This window comes from Exiguobacterium sp. s50, assembly GCF_018618175.1.
GTDB lineage: Bacteria > Bacillota > Bacilli > Exiguobacteriales > Exiguobacteriaceae > Exiguobacterium > Exiguobacterium chiriqhucha.
Map to the genome: position 1 here is coordinate 381,914 of NZ_JACSLP010000003.1, position 17,521 is coordinate 399,434.

The window sequence follows — 17,521 nt, forward strand, 5'->3', positions numbered from 1 at the left end:
GCCAATTTGTTCCATCTTGTATACGATGGGAGTAACGAAACTTCGAGGTGATACTATGTTTCCAACTATGCGTGCCCAAGAATTGAAACACATCGTCCATACGGACTCGATCCGCTTCATTGATTGCCGCTATTCATTAAACGACGCCTCATACGGAAAGTATGCGTATCGACAAGGACATCTGCCTAACGCCGTCTTCCTTGATTTGATGGAAGACTTGTCCGGACCGTTGTCCGAGCACGGCGGACGCCATCCGCTGCCGTCTAAACAGGCATGGACCGAAACGCTCCGCCGCATCGGGATTCAACGCGATGACTTGGTCATCATCTACGACGACGGCTTCCCGTTCGCCGCTCGTGCGTGGTGGTTATTCAAGTGGGCCGGCCATGAGCGCGTCATCGTGCTCGAAGGCGGCATCCAATCCGGCATCACTTACTGTGGGGAGACGACGACAGACGTCCCGTCCTATCCCGTTTCCGACTATACACCCGTCTTCCAAGACGAGATGATCGCGACGATTGAAGACGTGCGCGCCGCCACCGTCACTGGTGGGTTATACGATTCAAGAACGGCCGACCGTTACGACGGCAGCCATGAACCGATTGACCGCAAGCCCGGGCATATCCCGAACGCCGTGCTCTGTCCCTATACCGAGGCCGTCACCGACTTAGGGACGCTTCAAGACTTCCACGATTTGAAAGAGCATTATGCCGACGTCCTCGATGTCCCGAATCCCATCTTTTATTGCGGGAGCGGGGTCACCGCCTGCGTCAACATTTTGGCGCTACACGCCCTCGGTAAAGACGATGTGCGTCTGTACCCCGGCTCTTACTCTGATTGGATTAGTTATCCAGAAAACAAGGTCCACCCGTAACGGGTGGATTTTTTTATTTGACGCTCGTCGGTTTAATGTTCCAAACGGCGTTCGCATATTCTGTGATCGTCCGGTCACTCGAGAAGATACCCGATTTGGCCGTATTGACGATCGAACTCTCGGCCCAGCGTGCCTTGTCGGCGAATACTTCATCGACACGACGCTGTGCCTGCATGTATGACGCGAAATCTTTCAAGACGAGGAAGTCGTCATTATAGACGAGAAGCGAATCAAAGATTGCTTGGAATTGGTATTCCCCGACCCTGTCGAACGTCCCGTTGACGAGCGCGTCGACGACGTTGCGCACTTCCATGTTCGCATGGTAGATGTCGGCCGCATGGTAACCGCCGAACTTCTTATAGTTCATGACTTCTTGCGGCGTCAATCCGAAGATGAAGATGTGGTCGTCGCCGACCGCATCGCGAATCTCGATATTGGCCCCGTCGAGCGTCCCGATGGTGAGCGCCCCGTTCATCATGAACTTCATATTGCCGGTACCTGACGCCTCATAGCTCGCTGTCGAGATTTGTTCACTCAAGTCCGAACCAGGGAAGATGCGCTCGGCCATCGAGACACGATAGTTCTCGAGGAAAACGACCTTGATGAAGCGGCTCGCCCGTTTGTCATTGTTGATCATCGAGGCGAGGGCGTTGATATAGCGAATGACTTCTTTGGCGTAATAATAACCTGGTGCCGCCTTCGCCCCGAAGATGAACGTCCGTGGGACCATCGTGAACGTTGGATCGGCTTGAATCTTTTGATAGAGCGCGTGAATGTGCATCGCGTCCATCAATTGACGTTTATAGGCGTGCAGCCGTTTGACTTGGACGTCAAAAATCGAGTCCGGATCGACGGCGATGCCCGTCTCAGCTTGGATATAGCCGGCTAGGTCAAGTTTGTTTTGTTGTTTCACGTTCATGACCTGCTCTTGGAAGCTCGCATCTTTTGAGACACCCATCAACTTCTCGAGATCGTTCGGATGTTCAATCCATGATGGACCAATTGCATCCGTAATCAAATTCGAGAGGCGTGGATTCGACTTGAGGAGCCAGCGTCGATGCGTGATGCCGTTCGTCTTGTTGTTGAACCGGAGCGGGAACATCTCGTACAAATGACGCATTTCGCGTTGCTTCAAGATGTCCGTATGAATCCGGGCCACCCCGTTCGTCGAGTGCGAACCGACGACGGCAAGGTTTGCCATGTTGATGTGTTCGTTCGATACGATTGCAATCTCGCCCATATGTGGCTCGAGATGCGGATAGTTGACGAGGACGTCTTTACAGAAACGGCGATTGATTTCCGTGATGATTTGATAAATGCGTGGCAATAACCGTTCATACATCTCGACCGGCCACTTCTCGAGCGCCTCGGCGAGGAGTGTGTGGTTCGTGAACGACATGACGCTCTTCGTCACACGCCACGCTTCGTCCCAGCCGTAACCATGATCGTCCATCAAGATCCGCATGAGTTCAGGAATGGCCACGACCGGATGCGTGTCGTTAATATGGACCGCATAATGGTCGCCTAAGTGCTTCAAGGATTTATTATGACGTAAATAAGACGCGATCATCGACTGGACGCCCGCCGAGACGAAGAAGTATTGCTGCTTCAAACGAAGCACTTTTCCTTCGTACGTCGTGTCGTCCGGATACAGGAATTCAGAAATGGTCGCAATCGACTGCTTATACTTCAACAAATCTTTATACGACCCTTTCGTCCGTTCCATATACTCCTCATCATCAAACGGCGACTCGGCGTTCCAAAGTCGGAGCGTGTTGACGACGTCGTTTTTGTACCCGATGATTGGCATATCGTAAGGGACGGCCCTTACGACTTCGTCCGGATGGTGGACGACCCGGAGCCGGTCACCGATTTGACGCATCTCAATCCAGCCGCCGAAATTGACGTCGATGGCGCGATCCGCTCGGCGTGTTTCCCACATGTTCCCGTCACGAAGCCAGTTGTCTGGCAACTCGACTTGATAGCCGTCGACGATTTTTTGTTTGAACAAGCCGTAACGGTAGCGAATTCCGTTCCCGTGTCCTGGGAGACTAAGCGCTGCGAGCGAGTCAAGGAAGCAGGCGGCTAGGCGGCCGAGACCGCCGTTACCGAGACCTGGTTCCGGCTCATATTCGGTAATATCGGTGAAATTGAATCCGAGCTCATCGAGTCCCTCTTGCACGACTTCGAGGACGTCCATACTGAGTAAATTGTTGTATAGAAAACGACCGAGCAAAAATTCAAGTGAGAAATAAATGACTTGTTTACTTTGTTTTTCTTCATGCTTGTCGCGGGTGTTGATCCATTTCGGAATTGCCTGCTCGCGCACCATCGTGGCCAACGTTTGATACACTTCCTGCTCGGTCCCTTCATCAAACGACTTCCCGTTTAATGCGACAAATCTCTCTTGGAATGAAGTGACGAAGCTCTGTTTGTCTGTAAACATATGTGTGTAAAACTCCTTCCGGTCATGCAAATAGGTGATACAACTCACGGTATTGCTTCGCAGATTGTTTCCAACTAAAGTCCGCGGTCATCGCTTGGTGGACGAGCGCGTTCCACGTGTTGTCCTCGTAGAAGACGCGAATCGATTTCTCGATCGTCGCGAGCATCTCGTGGGCGTTATAGTTCAAGAAACCAAAACCTGTGCCTTCTTGTGTGTATTCGTTATACGGTTTGACCGTATCGCGCAGTCCGCCCGTCTCTCGTACGATTGGGAGCGTCCCGTAACGCATTGAGATGAGCTGGCTGAGACCGCACGGTTCGAAGCGGGACGGCATGAGGAATGCGTCCGATCCGGCATAAATCAAGTGTGCGAGTTCGATATCGAAACCGATATACGACCCGACCTTGCCAGGGTGCGACGCCGTCATGTGATGGACGATGCCTTCATATTCCGGTTGACCCGACCCGAGGAACACGAACTGACAGTCCAAGTTCCCGAGCTCTTCACTCACCGCTTCAATCAAATCGAGGCCTTTTTGTTCCACGAGTCGACTGACGAAACCGATCAACATGATATCGTCACGCACCTCGAGGCCGAACCGTTCTTGAAGCTCACGCTTGTTGACAAGCTTCCCTTCTTTGACCGTATCGAGGTTGTACGTCTGGGCGATGCGCTTGTCCGTGCTCGGATCATTCGTCGCCAAATCGAGGCCGTTCAAGATGCCTCGGACGTCGACAGACCGGTAACGGAGTGTCGCATCGAGCCCTTCTCCGTAATACGGTTCCATGATCTCATCGCGATACGACGGGCTGACCGTCGTGATTTGGTCAGAGTGGACGAGACCCGCCTTCATGTAGTTGACGAGACCGTTATGTTGAATCCCTTCCGCCGTGAAGTGTTCCGGACCGAACTGTAACAGCTCGCCGAGGACCGCTTCCGGGAAGATGCCTTGATATTGCAGGTTATGGATGGTAAAGACGGTACGAATGCGTTGATACGCCTCGATATGTTGATAATGGATCCGCAAGAAGGCTGGGACGACACCGGTCTGCCAATCATGACAGTGGAGCACGTCAGGCACGTCTTCCGCTTCGAGCTTGCCAATCATCTCGAGAACGGCACGAGAGAAGAATGCGAAGCGCTCGGCATCATCGTAATGGCCATAGAGCACGCCTTCTCGTTTGAAGTAATATTCGTTGTCGATGAAGTAATACGTGATTCCATCGCGTTCAAGCTTGAGGACGGCACCGAACTGCTTGCGCCAGCCGACCGGAACGATCAGATCGAACATGTACTCCATCTCATCTACGTATTCTTGAGCGATCGTGCCATATTTCGGCATGATGACACTCACTTCTTCACCAAGGCTAGACACCGCTTGAGGGAGCGAGCCGATGACATCGGCAAGCCCCCCCGTTTTCATGAACGGTGCTGCTTCTGAAGCGACATACCATATTTTCATAATATCCCCCTTACACCGTTGTCCGTTTTCCGATTACGATCGGCTCATCGACCGTACCACGAATGACTTGTCCTCGTTTGACGACCACTTCTTTATCTAAAATGGCGTTCTCGACGACAGCACCTTCTTCGATGATCGATTTGGATAGAATGATTGAATTTTTGACGCGGGCGTGTTCGCTGACGACGACACCGCGGAAGAGAATACTGTTTTGGACTTCGCCGCTGATTTTACACCCGTTCGCGACGAGCGCCTCATTCACTTTCGACCCGTTCAAATAGCGCGTCGGCGGCTCATGTTTAATCTTCGTATAGATGTGCGGGAAGTCGTAAATGATTCCCTCATGACGAAGTAAGCGCATACTCTCATTATAGTATGAAAGCACAGAGTGAATCACCTGCATTTTGCCAGTATAGTGATACCCGTGAACGTGGAGACGGTGAAGCTGCGGACGGATGACACCGTCGAGCAAGTCATACTCGCCTCTTGACGTCGCTTCATCGACGAGACGAAGGAACAGGTTTTTCGACATGACGATCGTCTCCGTATACGTATACTCATCGCTCGGGCTGTATCCGCGCTCACCGATGCCGACGACGCGATCGTTCTCGCCGAGACGGATCGGGCGGCAATAGCCACACTTCTGTTCATGGCCTGTATAGGCGAGCGTGATGTCCGCCCCCATCGATTTGTGATGCTCGAGCATGTCTTGGAAATCGATTGTCGTCAACACGTTCGAACCTGTGATGACCACATACGGTTGCTTGCTACGCACAAAATGTTCGCGGTGCATCGAGAAGTTGGCCAAATCGCCGAGATAGGCTTCTCCGTCAGGTTTGAGTGCCGGCGGGAAGATGTGCAGGCCGCCTTGTGAGCGGTCCAAATCCCATTCTTTCCCTGATCCCAAGTGGTCCATGAGTGAGCGGTATTTATCAAGTGTGAAAATACCAACTTGGTTGATGCCTTGAGTGATCATGTTCGTCAATGTAAAGTCAATTAGGCGATAACGCCCTGAGAACGGGACAGCCGCTAAATTGCGGTGCCCCGTGAATTCAGGAAATAAACCCTCTTCAGTTCCTAAGTTGATGATTCCTAACAAATCATTCGTCAACAGTAACGCCTCCTTGCGTCGGTCTTTTTTTAAATCAAACACGTTGTTTGAAGACTGTGCCGCTCTCGATATTTTCATGTGGTTCAATGACAACGATCTCACCACCCGGCTCGCCAACTGTCGCCCCGTCTTGAATGACGGCACAGCTCGCGACGATTGCTCGATGAATCGTTACATCTTTTCCAATCCGTGCTCCCGGCATGATGACCGAGTCTTTGACGAGCGAGCCTTCACCGACACGTACATCGTAGAACAAGACCGAATGTTGGACCTCGCCTTCGATTTGGCAGCCTTCGTTAATGACCGACTGTTCGACACACGCATCTTTCCCGATGAATTGCGGTGTTTGGTTCGGGTTGACCGAATAGATTTTCCAGTTCGGATCGTAAAGGTCGAACGGTGGATCTTCTTCGAGCAAGTCCATGTTGGCTTCCCAAAGCGATTGAATTGTTCCAACGTCTTTCCAGTAGCCTTTGAATTTATAAGCGAACACGTCTAAGCCGTCGAGAAGCGTGTTCGGAATGATGTTTTTCCCGAAGTCGAAACTTGATGTCTCGTCTTCCGCGTCTTGAATCAAATGCTCCCGAAGTACTTTCCAGTTGAAGATGTAAATCCCCATCGAGGCCAAGTTGCTCTTCGGCTTCTCTGGCTTCTCGTCGAACTCATTGATGCGAAGATCGTCGCTCGTATTCAAAATCCCAAAGCGTGGCGCCTCGTCCCATGGAACTTCCATGACTGAGATTGTGACATCGGCTTGTTTCTCTTTATGGAAATCGAGCATCTTCTCATAGTCCATCTTGTAAATGTGGTCCCCCGATAGGATCAACACGTACTCCGGATCGTAGTCGTCGATATAGCTCAAGTTCCGATAAATCGCATTGGCCGTACCTTCGTACCAGTTTTTTCCCGACTGAGCTTGGTATGGTGGTAAGATGGCCAAGCCTCCATTGCGGCGGTCCAAATCCCAGGCTGACCCGATGCCTAGGTAACGGTTCAATTCCAGTGGTTCATATTGTGTTAACACGCCCACCGTCGTGATTCCCGAATTGGTACAGTTCGATAATGGAAAATCGATGATCCGGTACTTCCCTCCAAAGTTGACAGCAGGTTTTGCCGTCTTCCGTGTGAGAGGCCCGAGTCGTTTCCCTTCTCCTCCTGCGAGGAGCATCGCAACCATTTCTTGCTTCATAGTACAGCCTCCTAAATTCATAATATAAACATCTATTACCCTCTTTCTCTACTTCCTAATGTATTCCTGCCCAAATTATTATATGATAACGTTTACATTTTGAATTTTTTTGAAAGATTGACGATATAATGTATAAAGAGAGAGGTGAGACGATGCGAGCGTGGATTGGGACACTATTTTTTGCTGGACTGTTAGCCGTCGGCGGGACGATCAGCGGAGCGTTAAAAGAAGAAATTGAGCAAGCGAAACAGATTATGACGTGGGGTGAAAAGACGGTCAACGCTACCCCGCTCGCGTCGAAACATGCCGTCACGTTGACGTACAAAGGCGGGACGGAACGGCTCTATTTGAACGGTCGACGCGATGACGTCTCTGTCGCGCGCTTTCCGGCCCACCTCCGTGAAGCCATCATGACCATCGAAGACCGCAAGTTTAACGCCCATCCGGGATATGACCTCGGTGGTATCGCTCGGGCTTTCATCAATAACGCCAATGAATCCTCGCGCCAAGGCGGCAGCACCATCACCCAACAGCTCGCCCGGAACGTCTATTTGACGCACGAGCGGACATATGAGCGCAAAGTGAAGGAATTATTGCTCGCCCGGGCGCTTGAAAAACAATATAGTAAAAAAGAAATTATGACAGCATACAGCAATGTCATCTTCTTCGGACATAACGTTTACGGGATTCAAGCAGCAGCCGAGACGTATTTCGCCCGCCCGCTCGAAGATTTGAACTGGAATCAAATCGCTTTCCTGTTAACCATCCCGAACAATCCATCTTTATATGATCCGCTCGATCCGTCAGAATCGTTCTATGAGCGCAAAGATCGAATCCTCACCCAGCTCCGTGATGCCGGCGTCATATCTAGACAAGCGTATGAAACGCATCATGGGGTGAAGCTGACGGCGACGTACCGTCAACACGTCGTCCGTTATCCCGATTATATGGATACGGTCATGAAAGAGGCGATTCGACTCGTCCGCTCACGTTATGATCTCGATGAAGAAGCAGCCAGAGACTACTTGGCGACCAATCAAGCGACAATCGAGACGCATCTGTCCGTCGCCCGGCAACAACAGGCGAAACAAGTCATGACAAAACTGCCGAACGGTTTGAACGGCGGCTACGCCGAGCTGACGCCGAACGGACGCATCATCGCCCTCGTCGATTCAGAGATGACCCAATCGGGTGAATTCAATCGGGCCACGCAAGCGTTCCGCCAACCTGGGTCAGCCATCAAACCTGTCCTCGTGTTCGCGCCCTATATAGAAGAGACCGGAGCGAAACTCGATACCATCCTCGACGGTCGGCCAGTCTGTTACGGGACGTATTGTCCGACGAACAGCGGAAATCGTATCCTCGGTGATGTATCGTTCCGCGATACGGTCGCGTATTCCTACAACACGCCGGCGCTCGCCGCCTTCACCGCGATCGATCAAGAGGCAGCGTATACGACGGCGGACATGATGTTCAGCCAGTGGGACGCTAAGAGCGATAACAGTCTCGCCAGCGCACTCGGCGGTTTGACCCAAGGCGTGTCGCCCAAAGAGCTTGCCGCCGCCTATACCCCGTTTCTCAACCAAGGCGTGTACGTGTCCGGCCAGACGATTAAACAGATTCGCTTCGAGTCGGGCGCAGCTACGATCACGCCAAGCATGACGAAGCAAGCTGTCTGGTCGAAAGCGACCGTCGCGACGATGCGGGAGGCGTTGTCCGCTGTCACCACTTACGGGACGGGACGTTACGCCAACCAAATCAAAGGGCCTTATATCGGCGGGAAGACCGGTACGACGAACTCGCATAAAGACATGTGGTACGTCGGTTTGACCGATGAGTCAATCACGGCCATCTGGCTCGGCGCCGACACGCCGCGGCCGTTCCCGGAGCTCGCCAACCGGGCCTATCCTGCTATCGTTTGGACGGAAGCACATCGCTAAAAAGCCAGGGACATCGTTGTCCCTGGCTTTTTATGGTCGTCGATACGTCTGGCACGTGTAGTCCCCCCATGCCTCGAACAGTTCATGTTGTTGAATCAGTTTCCATGGATTGAACAGCGTCTGCCCGTTCTTGTTGAAGAAGAGTCCGGCGCCGATGCAGTATGTCGCGTGTTGGACACGCCCTGCCTCATCAACGAACGTGAGCACATCCCCTCGTTCGGTCAGTTCCGACTCGGTTCTCATGTAACCAGCCTGACCGAGCGTCTGGAGGAATGTGCCAGGATGGACCCATTGCGTCGCCATCCACTCCGCACCTGTCACCGCGAACAGCGTGGCCGCGAGGCAATTGCTGCCTGACGTGACCGGGAAGGTGTTAGCAAGGCGTCGCACATGGTCAGGGCAAGTATCGGGAATAGAACTCGCCGTCCACTCGTCCCAAGCTTTGGCGTACTCGAACGTCAGTTGACGACGCATCTCGTCTGGCATCACCTGAAAGGCTGACTGATGTAAGATGAGATACGGCACATCGTCTACCGTCACAATCGAAGTCGCCAACGAATCGATTTCCATGTCAGTCGCCGGGAAAACGAGCCCCCGTCCGACCGTGACTTGATAGGCAAGCAACTCGCGTCTCACTTCTGGCAATAATGTCGCGACCCACCCCGGCGGCGCATGCAAGACGACAACAGCCTCGCGGTCGATGGTCCAATACGTATAGGCGTTGGCCATGCGGATGTCCCGATAAGACGGATGCACGTCGAATTCTGCCCGTGGGATCATCAAGACATTCGCATCCGCACCGAGTCGCGTCACGAGTCTCGCATCCGCCATGAATAAGTCCATCGGTGGCACCATCGAACCCATCCATGCCTGGACGACTTCTTCGGTCGGAATGAGGGGAATCGTCGCATTCACCGTCATAGGATGATGTCCCCGACCGAGTTAAACAAGCGTAGCATCGCCCAAGCGAGGCCGCTCAACAGGATGGCCCACATCATCGCTTGAATCAAGAGCAGACCGATTGCCCGAAACGTCGACATCAACTGACTGACTTGCCATATGTAATAGAACAAATAGAGGACGAATGTGCCGAGCAATACCGCGATGACGGCAAGGAGCGAGTTCAGGAACAAGAAGCTGATTCCCGACCCGACCAGAAAAATCGTCGCCCCTGGCTTGAGACGATGGAGCGAGCTGCCGTTCGTCTCACGCGCGAAGAAGGCGAATCCGAGTTGATTGAACGTGTCGGCCACGAGCTTGAAGGCGCTGAACAGCATGAAGTAAATGGTAAAGAACACGACGAGCACGAGCACTTTTGACTCCTGTACGGACAACAGGGCGATAATCTCGCTGTAGACACCGACACGGGTCAGCCATTGAATCACATACTCGCTCGTGGCGATCGCAAGCGACATCGAGAACAGAATAATCCCAATCAACGGGGCATAGCTTAACAAGTACACGTTTGTTTTCATATCGGCTCCAATTTCACAAGAATTTCTCATATTCAGTGCAAATCTATTATCAAGTATATTATAATATTCGTAGTCACGGAGAACAAAAGGGGGATTTTCAGATGGGTTTGTTACTAATGGTCGGAATCAGCGTCGTCTTCCTCGCAGCTATCTTTACAGCTGGATACAACAGAAAACCTGAAGGTAATCAATAAGAGCCGAGATTCTCACGAATCCGGCTCTTTTTTTATTTCAACCCAGCATATCCTTGTTGGCGGAGCGCCTCATAGACGATAATCGCCGCCGTGTTCGAGACGTTGAGCGATCGCACGAGGTTCGATTGCGGCAAGCGGATGCAACGGTCGAGGTTATTCTCGATTACTTCCATCGGCAACCCTTTCGTCTCGCGACCGAAGACGAAGAAATAGTCTTTGTCGACCGCAGACACGTCGAGGTCACTCGGGTACTGTTCCCCGTACTTGGTAATGTAGAAGAACTCTCCGTCCGGGTGCTTGGCCCACAGTTCGTCAAGCGAATCGTGATACCGCACGTCGACGAACTGCCAATAATCGAGCCCGGCTCGTTTGAGCATTTTATCGTCTGTCGAAAAACCTAACGGACGAATCAAATGAAGCACCGAATTCGTCGCGGCACATGTGCGCGAGACGTTACCTGTATTCGCCGGGATTTCTGGTTGGAACATTACTACATGGATTGCCATAATCTACTCCTCACTTCACTTGTTCGAGATCAAGTAATCGTTGTTTTTGATGAATACCGCCACCGAAACCGGTCAGTTGTCCTCCGCTACCGACGACCCGATGGCACGGGAAAATGACGGGCAACGGATTCCGGTTCAGTGCCTGGCCGACCGCACGAACCGCTTTTGGTCGTCCGATTTGTTCGGCGATTTGTTTGTACGTCCGCGTCTCTCCGAACGGGATTGTTAAGAGCGCGTCCCATACTTCTTGCTGAAAGACGGTCCCGTTCATCTCGATCCACTCGCGGTCAGACGGTTGAAGCCCGTCTTGTTCGACACGTTCAATCAGTTCGGTCAGCCAAGCTGGTGCCGAACCATCATCCGCTTCCGTCTCCGCAAAGTCTAACGCACATAGCTTTCCATTGGCGTTCAATTCATAGCCTAACGTTCCCCATTTAGATGACACGGTCTTCATGACTCCACTCCTCTCGGAATAATCGAATCTCTTCATGTACGAGCTCCGACGTCTCCGTCGACTCAATCTGTTGATAAATCGTCTCGGCTTCGGCTCCGAGAATCGCCCCGATCGCCCAGACCGCTGTCGCCCGCATGTCTTCGCGCTCATCTTGTTGGATGAAGTCTTCGAGCACCGGCACGGCCGATGGTTCCCGATAATGGGCCAACGCTAGAATCGCATTTCGCTGAATCGGCTTTTTGCCGCGCCATGCGCCAGACAGATGGCCGAACTTCGCTTTGAACTCCCGATTGCTCAAGTTCAGTAACGGGACGAGCAACGGTTTGACGATTTCCGCTTCAGGAAGCAGTTCCTCATGATGGCGCCAATCCTTCTTCCGATTATACGGACAGACTTGTTGGCACGTGTCGCAACCGTAAAGCCGTCCACCGAGCTTCGAGCGGAACTCGCGTGGCATGAGCGTCTTCATTTGCGTCAAATAGGCGATACAACGTTTTGCGTCGAGCACACCCGGTTCGATAAGCGCCGTCGTCGGACATGCCGTCATGCATTTCGTACATTCTCCGCACCCGTCCTCAATCATCTCATCCGGTGGTAAGTATGTGTCCAGGATCATCTCGCCTAGATAGAGGTACGACCCCTTCTCGGGCGAAATGATGGAACAGTTCTTGCCGCTGAAGCCGATTCCGGCCCGTTCGGCCACCGCCCGATCGACAAACTCTCCCGTATCGACCATCGAGCGTGTCCGGACGCCCGGGACGAGCTGTTCAATATACGCCTGCAATTGTTCGAGTCTCGAGCCAACAGCGCGATGGTAGTCGAGCCCCCACGATGCCCGGGCGAACAAACCGCGGCGCTCATCGGCCACACTACGCGGCGCGTCCTTCAATTTGCTCGGATACAAGATGGCGATTGCAATAATCGACTGCGCTTCTTCAAGTAACAGCGTCGGTGTCGTCCGTTTGTCCAAATCAGGCTCCTCGAACCCCGAAGCGAATCCCTTTTCTTGTTGCTTCACGAGACGTTGCTTCATGACGATGAACGGGTCGGCCGTCGTCACTTTCAACTCGTCAATCCCAATCGTCGTCGCGTACGCCACAATCTTCTGTTTAAGTCTTTCCGGGCTCATCCCGTTCATCGAATCACCTCTTTCATGCCTATTTTCGCATACAAAAAATCTCCCCGCCAGTCGGCAGAGAGATGATGAAGCGGGTGAAGAGAATCGAACTCTCGTCATCAGCTTGGAAGGCTGAGGTTTTACCATTAAACTACACCCGCATGGTTCATATGAGTCGGCTGTAAAAGCGACTACAATCAATATACATCTATACCTTTCGGAAGTCAACACTTTTAAAGAAATTTCTTTGATGGCTTATCAAGTCTATATGTTTATTGTCTGAGTACATCTAATTCCCTTATTTATCTTCTTTAAATCATATCTCAATATAAGATAGCTGTGGCGATATAAAAATATCCTGCCGACAAAGCCGGCAGGAATGTGCGTCACAACGATGACGTCTTCGGTTCCCGAAGCAAGTGCTTAATATCGCGGAACGTGACGAACGTCTTGTTCTGAGCATCGTACAGTTTGTAGCGTAGCGACTTCAAACTCGACCATAGACCAATCGTCGTCGCTTTTTGGAGCGGCGGCGTCGACGTATGGGCTTGTTCAAGGTTGTAGTTCGGTACACGCGGGCTCAAGTGATGAACATGGTGGAAACCGATATTCCCGGTTACCCACTGCAACACTTTCGGCAACTCGTAATACGAGCTTCCTTCGATCGCAGCCTTCACGTAGTCCCACTCGCTCTCGTCCTCGAAATACGAGTCTTCGAACGTATGCTGTACGTAGAACAACCAGATTCCAAGGACACCGGCTGTGAACATCGTCGTGCCTTGAACAATCAAGAACGCTTTCCAACCGACAATCGCGATGACGAGCGCATAGAGAACGACGAGCGACAAGTTAATGAGGTATGTGTTATTCCGTTCTTTTTTACGCGCATCTTTCCGATTGAAACGGCTTGTGACAAGAATCAAGAACAACGGCCCGAGACCGAACATGACGAGCGGGTTACGGTATAGACGATATTGCAATCGAGTCCATCTCGATGCCTCGACGTATTCTTCAATCGTCATGACCCAAATGTCACCGACGCCACGTTTGTCCAAGTTACCACTCGAAGCATGGTGAATCGAATGCTCTCGTTTCCATTTCTCATATGGGAACAACGTTAGAATCCCCATAATCGTCCCGACGATAGCGTTCGCTTTTTTATTCTTGAAAAACGAACCGTGCGTACAGTCGTGGAAAATGATGAACATCCGGACAACAAAACCAGCTGCGACGATGGCGAGTGGAATGGTCAAGAAGACCGAGATTTGGAGCGCCTGATAGGCAAGAATCCAGGCGGCAAGAAACGGCAAGATTGTGTTGATCATCTGCCGGACGCTCTTCTTCACATCGGCCTTTTCAAACGGCGAGACATGCTTTCGGAGCTGGGCGATTTTTTCTTTACTCATGTACAACTTCCTCCTCAATTGCAAATAGCGATGACGACAACAAAAATGAAATATGAAACCAAATACAGTATGAGATTGACGAGCAACGTGACCGTCATTAGAATTTATTCATCATAAAATATTATTACCAGGTAATTATATCACATCACAGATGGAAAAACGTTCATTCAAAATGAGTTATCAAATCATTTTTTTGTTTCTTTTATCTATTTTTCCATATTAATCCCTTATATGGGATTAATGGTATTTGAAGTATGTTAAAATCCAACTATGTACAGATAGGAGGCAATGATATTGTTCAAAAAACTGAAACAGGTATTTACCCCGAAGTGACTCATCATCACGACTAGCGTCCTCATCTTGCTCATTCCAGTCTTTTGGATCAGCTACACGTTTTATAAAAACTTAAGTCAAGGTGTCGAGAATGAGAATCTTGATGACAAATACGCAAAGCGCGTCAAAGAACTACAAATCGAAGTATCCAAGGAAGACCCATTAGACCGCAGAGGCAACTCCACCGCAAAGACTCGCGTTGAACTAGAGGTCTCTTTCAATGAAGAGAAACCAAATCGAACTGAATTGATCAAAAGCATGCACTTGATGACACATCAAAAAATATCAGCTCGTGCTAAATGGGGGGCGATTCCGATGACACCACAGAATATTCAACAATCGGCTGAATACTTGAATCTTCTAAAATCAAAATTCAAGATCGAAGATGACATATACGCCGAATTGAACATCATGCTCGAAAATTGGTCACAAGGCGACTCCTCCAAAGCCGACACGGAGCAAGATCGTTTGTTGCATCTCCTCCAAGCGAATAGAGGATTCTCAAACGGATTGGCGACTGAGAACGAAGAGGAACTCTTTATCCTGAACAATTTTGGACCCGATTACTTACATACTTTGGACGAAGCGACGTACACGTCATATGAAGAATCATCTCCGTGATGGTTCTTTTTTTCATTAATCCTAAAAAGCTCTAACCGAGGTTAGAGCTTACCAAATCTTTGCTCAAGATTTTCTTCCGTTTCTGGTGATAGCAACCAGTTGAACCAACGTCCATGCCCATCCGTTTCAGCGAGCACGTACTCACTCTTCCTACCATCGATAATAAGATCGAGGTGGAGCAACTTGTCTTGGACATTATTATAGATGTGACAGACGTCCCGGTACTCCCCGATACAGTCGACTTGACGCAAAAGCTCATACTTGGTTTCAAGTGGCATTTGATTCGCCACGTGTGTATGGAAGATACAGACGATGCTGTCCGTTTCAATCGAATCGACTCGTGTTTTTAATAATTGAACTCCATCCCCTTGAATCAACTCCAATGGTTGTGATCCGATCAACGCACTCGCCTGTTCAAATAGCTCGAGACGAGTTGTATGTTCCGGCCATATAAGCGAATTCAACCATAATTTTTCATCGCCATCGGTCAAATCGACGATATTCAAATCAAACCCGATTCGTTCCCGGACTGGAGGAATCGGTAGATTCAGTCGAGGTCTTCCTTCGCCAATCACCTCCGCTGAAATCTCGAGGGATGACGTGACGTTCCCGACCAGTTCGCTGTCGTCATATCGATAGCTGTACTGGTCCCATAAGAGCTGTAGACCGGCGCTCGTACCAATCTCCACTAAAGACAACGGTTGCTTTGAGTATCTAGAAATCATACCGAACACTGGATATAAATACGCACACCGTCTCACTTCGTTCGTTTGAACGAGCCTAGTCTGTAAGAGAGCAACCAACTCAGTTTCATAAGTTTTGCAAAATTGCTGAAAACTCGGAAATAGTCCTTCATCTACCTCTTTCGCTTCAATGGCCACGCTTGGGTAATAGTCGCCTAATGGATGCTGGTGCCCACTCAAGAGCAGATAATGGACTGCTCCAAACAACAGGTTCGGAATAGGCTGTCCTGGATTGGCTTGCTCACATAATGTGAGAATCGACACGTCTGTCGCTATCTCGTTCGACAATGATTCATAAAGAACACTCGAACCTCTACACTCGTTTGAAGCAAATCTCATAAAAGCTTGAGCGATTTGATTTGTCGACAATGTACTTCCCCCTTCGTCCCCTTGCACAATCGTACACTCCTTGCTTATTCCTTACGCATCGCTCACTTCCCTTTATTTTTAAACTTTCACATACAAAAAAAAGACCCTAGCCTCAGCTAGGATCTACGGATACCGGTGGTCGGAGTCGAACCGACACTCCAGAGGAACACGATTTTGAGTCGTGCGCGTCTACCAATTCCGCCACACCGGCATATTATGTTGGAGGCGCCAGTCGGAATCGAACCGACGATAGAGGAGTTGCAGTCCTCTGCCTTACCACTTGGCTATGGCGCCAAATTTAATGGAGCGGAAGACGGGATTCGAACCCGCGACCCCGACCTTGGCAAGGTCGTATTCTACCACTGAACTACTTCCGCATAATGGCTGGGCTGGAAGGGATCGAACCTACGCATGTCGGAATCAAAATCCGATGCCTTACCACTTGGCTACAGCCCAATAAAATGGGGCGACTGAAGGGAATTGAACCCTCGAATGCCGGAATCACAATCCGGTGCGTTAACCACTTCGCCACAATCGCCATAATTATATTAGAAAGCAGGGGCAGCAGGAATCGAACCCGCGCTGACGGTTTTGGAGACCGTAGTTCTACCGCTAAACTATGCCCCTAGGTGGTGGGGGGGGGCGGATTCGAACCGCCGAACCCGAGGGAGCGGATTTACAGTCCGCCGCGTTTAGCCACTTCGCTACCCCCCCACATGGTGGCTTTGGACGGAATCGAACCGCCGACACAAGGATTTTCAGTCCTTTGCTCTACCAACTGAGCTACAAAGCCATGTATGTAGTAATTTAATTGAAAAAATGGCGGTCCTGACGGGATTCGAACCCGCGATCTCCTGCGTGACAGGCAGGCATGTTAACCGCTACACCACAGGACCACACTAATTGCGGGGGCTGGATTTGAACCAACGACCTTCGGGTTATGAGCCCGACGAGCTACCAGACTGCTCCACCCCGCGACGATATAAAATTTAAATGGTGACCCGTACGGGATTCGAACCCGTGTTACCGCCGTGAAAGGGCGGTGTCTTAACCGCTTGACCAACGGGCCATACTATTGATTGAAAAACTGGCGGAGAGCAAGGGATTCGAACCCTTGAGACGGTTTTGCCGCCTACACGAATTCCAATCGTGCTCCTTCGGCCACTCGGACAGCTCTCCAAAAAGAGAAAAGTGGCTCCGCAAGTAGGATTTGAACCTACGACCTACCGGTTAACAGCCGGTTGCTCTACCACTGAGCTATTGCGGAACGATCTTGCCTGG

Annotated in this window: 14 protein-coding genes and 14 tRNA genes; 3 read left to right on the forward strand and 25 right to left on the reverse strand. The window is 50.8% G+C overall.

What is annotated here, in order from left to right; translation table 11 throughout:
- Window positions 1-55: 55 nt before the first annotated feature.
- Entirely contained in the window at window positions 56-874 is an 819-nt protein-coding gene (locus tag KNP68_RS06410) for a sulfurtransferase (protein WP_029595991.1), read from the forward strand.
- Window positions 875-887: 13 nt separating this feature from the next.
- Here KNP68_RS06410 and KNP68_RS06415 read toward each other — a convergent pair whose 3' ends face one another.
- From KNP68_RS06415 to KNP68_RS06430, 4 genes are read right to left on the reverse strand one after another with little or no spacing between them, the layout of a single operon-like run.
- Window positions 888-3,320 carry a glycogen/starch/alpha-glucan phosphorylase gene (locus KNP68_RS06415; RefSeq protein WP_214799074.1) on the reverse strand — a complete coding sequence of 811 codons (2,433 nt, stop codon included), beginning with the start codon at window positions 3,318-3,320 and terminating at the stop codon, window positions 888-890.
- 22 nt (window positions 3,321-3,342) lie between these two features.
- Window positions 3,343-4,782, reverse strand: coding sequence for a glycogen synthase GlgA (gene glgA, locus KNP68_RS06420; protein ID WP_131472214.1), 1,440 nt, complete (start codon window positions 4,780-4,782; stop codon window positions 3,343-3,345).
- Between the two features lie 10 nt (window positions 4,783-4,792).
- Window positions 4,793-5,893, reverse strand: coding sequence for a glucose-1-phosphate adenylyltransferase subunit GlgD (glgD, locus tag KNP68_RS06425; RefSeq protein ID WP_021066734.1), 1,101 nt, complete (start codon window positions 5,891-5,893; stop codon window positions 4,793-4,795).
- A 34-nt stretch (window positions 5,894-5,927) separates the two neighbouring features.
- Window positions 5,928-7,082: a glucose-1-phosphate adenylyltransferase gene (locus tag KNP68_RS06430; RefSeq protein WP_029595994.1), complete on the reverse strand. Its 1,155-nt coding sequence runs from the start codon at window positions 7,080-7,082 to the stop codon at window positions 5,928-5,930.
- 152 nt (window positions 7,083-7,234) lie between these two features.
- Between KNP68_RS06430 and KNP68_RS06435 the strand changes: the two genes are divergently transcribed.
- Window positions 7,235-9,022 carry a transglycosylase domain-containing protein gene (locus KNP68_RS06435; protein WP_236355803.1) on the forward strand — a complete coding sequence of 596 codons (1,788 nt, stop codon included), beginning with the start codon at window positions 7,235-7,237 and terminating at the stop codon, window positions 9,020-9,022.
- Between the two features lie 30 nt (window positions 9,023-9,052).
- Here the strand turns inward: KNP68_RS06435 and KNP68_RS06440 are convergent, their stop codons facing one another.
- The 7 genes from KNP68_RS06440 to desA form a co-directional block, all read right to left on the reverse strand.
- The gene (locus KNP68_RS06440; protein ID WP_058765770.1) at window positions 9,053-9,943 is read right to left on the reverse strand and encodes a hypothetical protein; all 891 of its coding nucleotides are present in this window, start codon (window positions 9,941-9,943) and stop codon (window positions 9,053-9,055) included.
- The gene (locus tag KNP68_RS06445) at window positions 9,940-10,497 is read right to left on the reverse strand and encodes a DUF5366 family protein (protein WP_021066738.1); all 558 of its coding nucleotides are present in this window, start codon (window positions 10,495-10,497) and stop codon (window positions 9,940-9,942) included. Before KNP68_RS06445 ends, KNP68_RS06440 begins: the two co-directional genes overlap by 4 nt.
- Window positions 10,498-10,723: 226 nt before the next feature.
- The gene (trmL, locus tag KNP68_RS06450) at window positions 10,724-11,197 is read right to left on the reverse strand and encodes a tRNA (uridine(34)/cytosine(34)/5-carboxymethylaminomethyluridine(34)-2'-O)-methyltransferase TrmL (protein WP_021066740.1); all 474 of its coding nucleotides are present in this window, start codon (window positions 11,195-11,197) and stop codon (window positions 10,724-10,726) included.
- Window positions 11,198-11,207: 10 nt separating this feature from the next.
- On the reverse strand, window positions 11,208-11,651 hold the full coding sequence (locus KNP68_RS06455) for a methylated-DNA--[protein]-cysteine S-methyltransferase (RefSeq protein ID WP_021066741.1): 444 nt from the start codon (window positions 11,649-11,651) through the stop codon (window positions 11,208-11,210).
- Entirely contained in the window at window positions 11,632-12,780 is a 1,149-nt protein-coding gene (gene queG / locus KNP68_RS06460; RefSeq protein WP_214799088.1) for a tRNA epoxyqueuosine(34) reductase QueG, read from the reverse strand. The genes KNP68_RS06455 and queG overlap by 20 nt, the downstream gene beginning before the upstream one ends.
- A 78-nt stretch (window positions 12,781-12,858) precedes the next feature.
- Window positions 12,859-12,929 (reverse strand) — tRNA-Gly (locus KNP68_RS06465).
- A gap of 225 nt (window positions 12,930-13,154) precedes the next feature.
- The gene (desA, locus tag KNP68_RS06470; protein WP_021065768.1) at window positions 13,155-14,174 is read right to left on the reverse strand and encodes a Delta(5) desaturase DesA; all 1,020 of its coding nucleotides are present in this window, start codon (window positions 14,172-14,174) and stop codon (window positions 13,155-13,157) included.
- A gap of 360 nt (window positions 14,175-14,534) precedes the next feature.
- Here desA and KNP68_RS06475 point away from each other — a divergent pair, with 360 nt between their 5' ends.
- A complete protein-coding gene (locus KNP68_RS06475) occupies window positions 14,535-15,128 on the forward strand; it encodes a DUF6241 domain-containing protein (RefSeq protein WP_214799076.1) in 594 nt (197 codons plus the stop codon).
- A 41-nt stretch (window positions 15,129-15,169) separates the two neighbouring features.
- On the opposite strand, the gene KNP68_RS06480 is transcribed toward KNP68_RS06475, so the two are convergent.
- The 14 genes from KNP68_RS06480 to KNP68_RS06545 all read right to left on the reverse strand — a co-directional run bounded on the left by KNP68_RS06480 (window position 15,170) and on the right by KNP68_RS06545 (window position 17,507).
- Window positions 15,170-16,210 (reverse strand): DUF2332 domain-containing protein, encoded by a 1,041-nt coding sequence (locus KNP68_RS06480; RefSeq protein ID WP_029595999.1) that lies wholly within the window; start codon window positions 16,208-16,210, stop codon window positions 15,170-15,172.
- A gap of 160 nt (window positions 16,211-16,370) precedes the next feature.
- A tRNA-Leu gene (locus tag KNP68_RS06485) sits at window positions 16,371-16,451 on the reverse strand.
- 9 nt (window positions 16,452-16,460) lie between these two features.
- A tRNA-Cys gene (locus KNP68_RS06490) sits at window positions 16,461-16,534 on the reverse strand.
- Window positions 16,535-16,542: 8 nt separating this feature from the next.
- Window positions 16,543-16,617, reverse strand: a tRNA-Gly gene (locus KNP68_RS06495).
- Window positions 16,618-16,621: 4 nt separating this feature from the next.
- Window positions 16,622-16,696 (reverse strand) — tRNA-Gln (locus tag KNP68_RS06500).
- A gap of 6 nt (window positions 16,697-16,702) precedes the next feature.
- Window positions 16,703-16,778 (reverse strand) — tRNA-His (locus KNP68_RS06505).
- A gap of 18 nt (window positions 16,779-16,796) precedes the next feature.
- Window positions 16,797-16,867: transfer RNA gene (locus tag KNP68_RS06510), tRNA-Trp, on the reverse strand.
- A gap of 3 nt (window positions 16,868-16,870) precedes the next feature.
- A tRNA-Tyr gene (locus KNP68_RS06515) sits at window positions 16,871-16,954 on the reverse strand.
- Between the two features lie 3 nt (window positions 16,955-16,957).
- A tRNA-Phe gene (locus KNP68_RS06520) sits at window positions 16,958-17,033 on the reverse strand.
- A 27-nt stretch (window positions 17,034-17,060) separates the two neighbouring features.
- Window positions 17,061-17,136: transfer RNA gene (locus KNP68_RS06525), tRNA-Asp, on the reverse strand.
- 7 nt (window positions 17,137-17,143) lie between these two features.
- Window positions 17,144-17,217, reverse strand: a tRNA-Met gene (locus tag KNP68_RS06530).
- A gap of 17 nt (window positions 17,218-17,234) precedes the next feature.
- A tRNA-Glu gene (locus KNP68_RS06535) sits at window positions 17,235-17,309 on the reverse strand.
- 19 nt (window positions 17,310-17,328) lie between these two features.
- A tRNA-Ser gene (locus tag KNP68_RS06540) sits at window positions 17,329-17,419 on the reverse strand.
- A gap of 13 nt (window positions 17,420-17,432) precedes the next feature.
- Window positions 17,433-17,507 (reverse strand) — tRNA-Asn (locus KNP68_RS06545).
- Window positions 17,508-17,521: the final 14 nt, after the last annotated feature.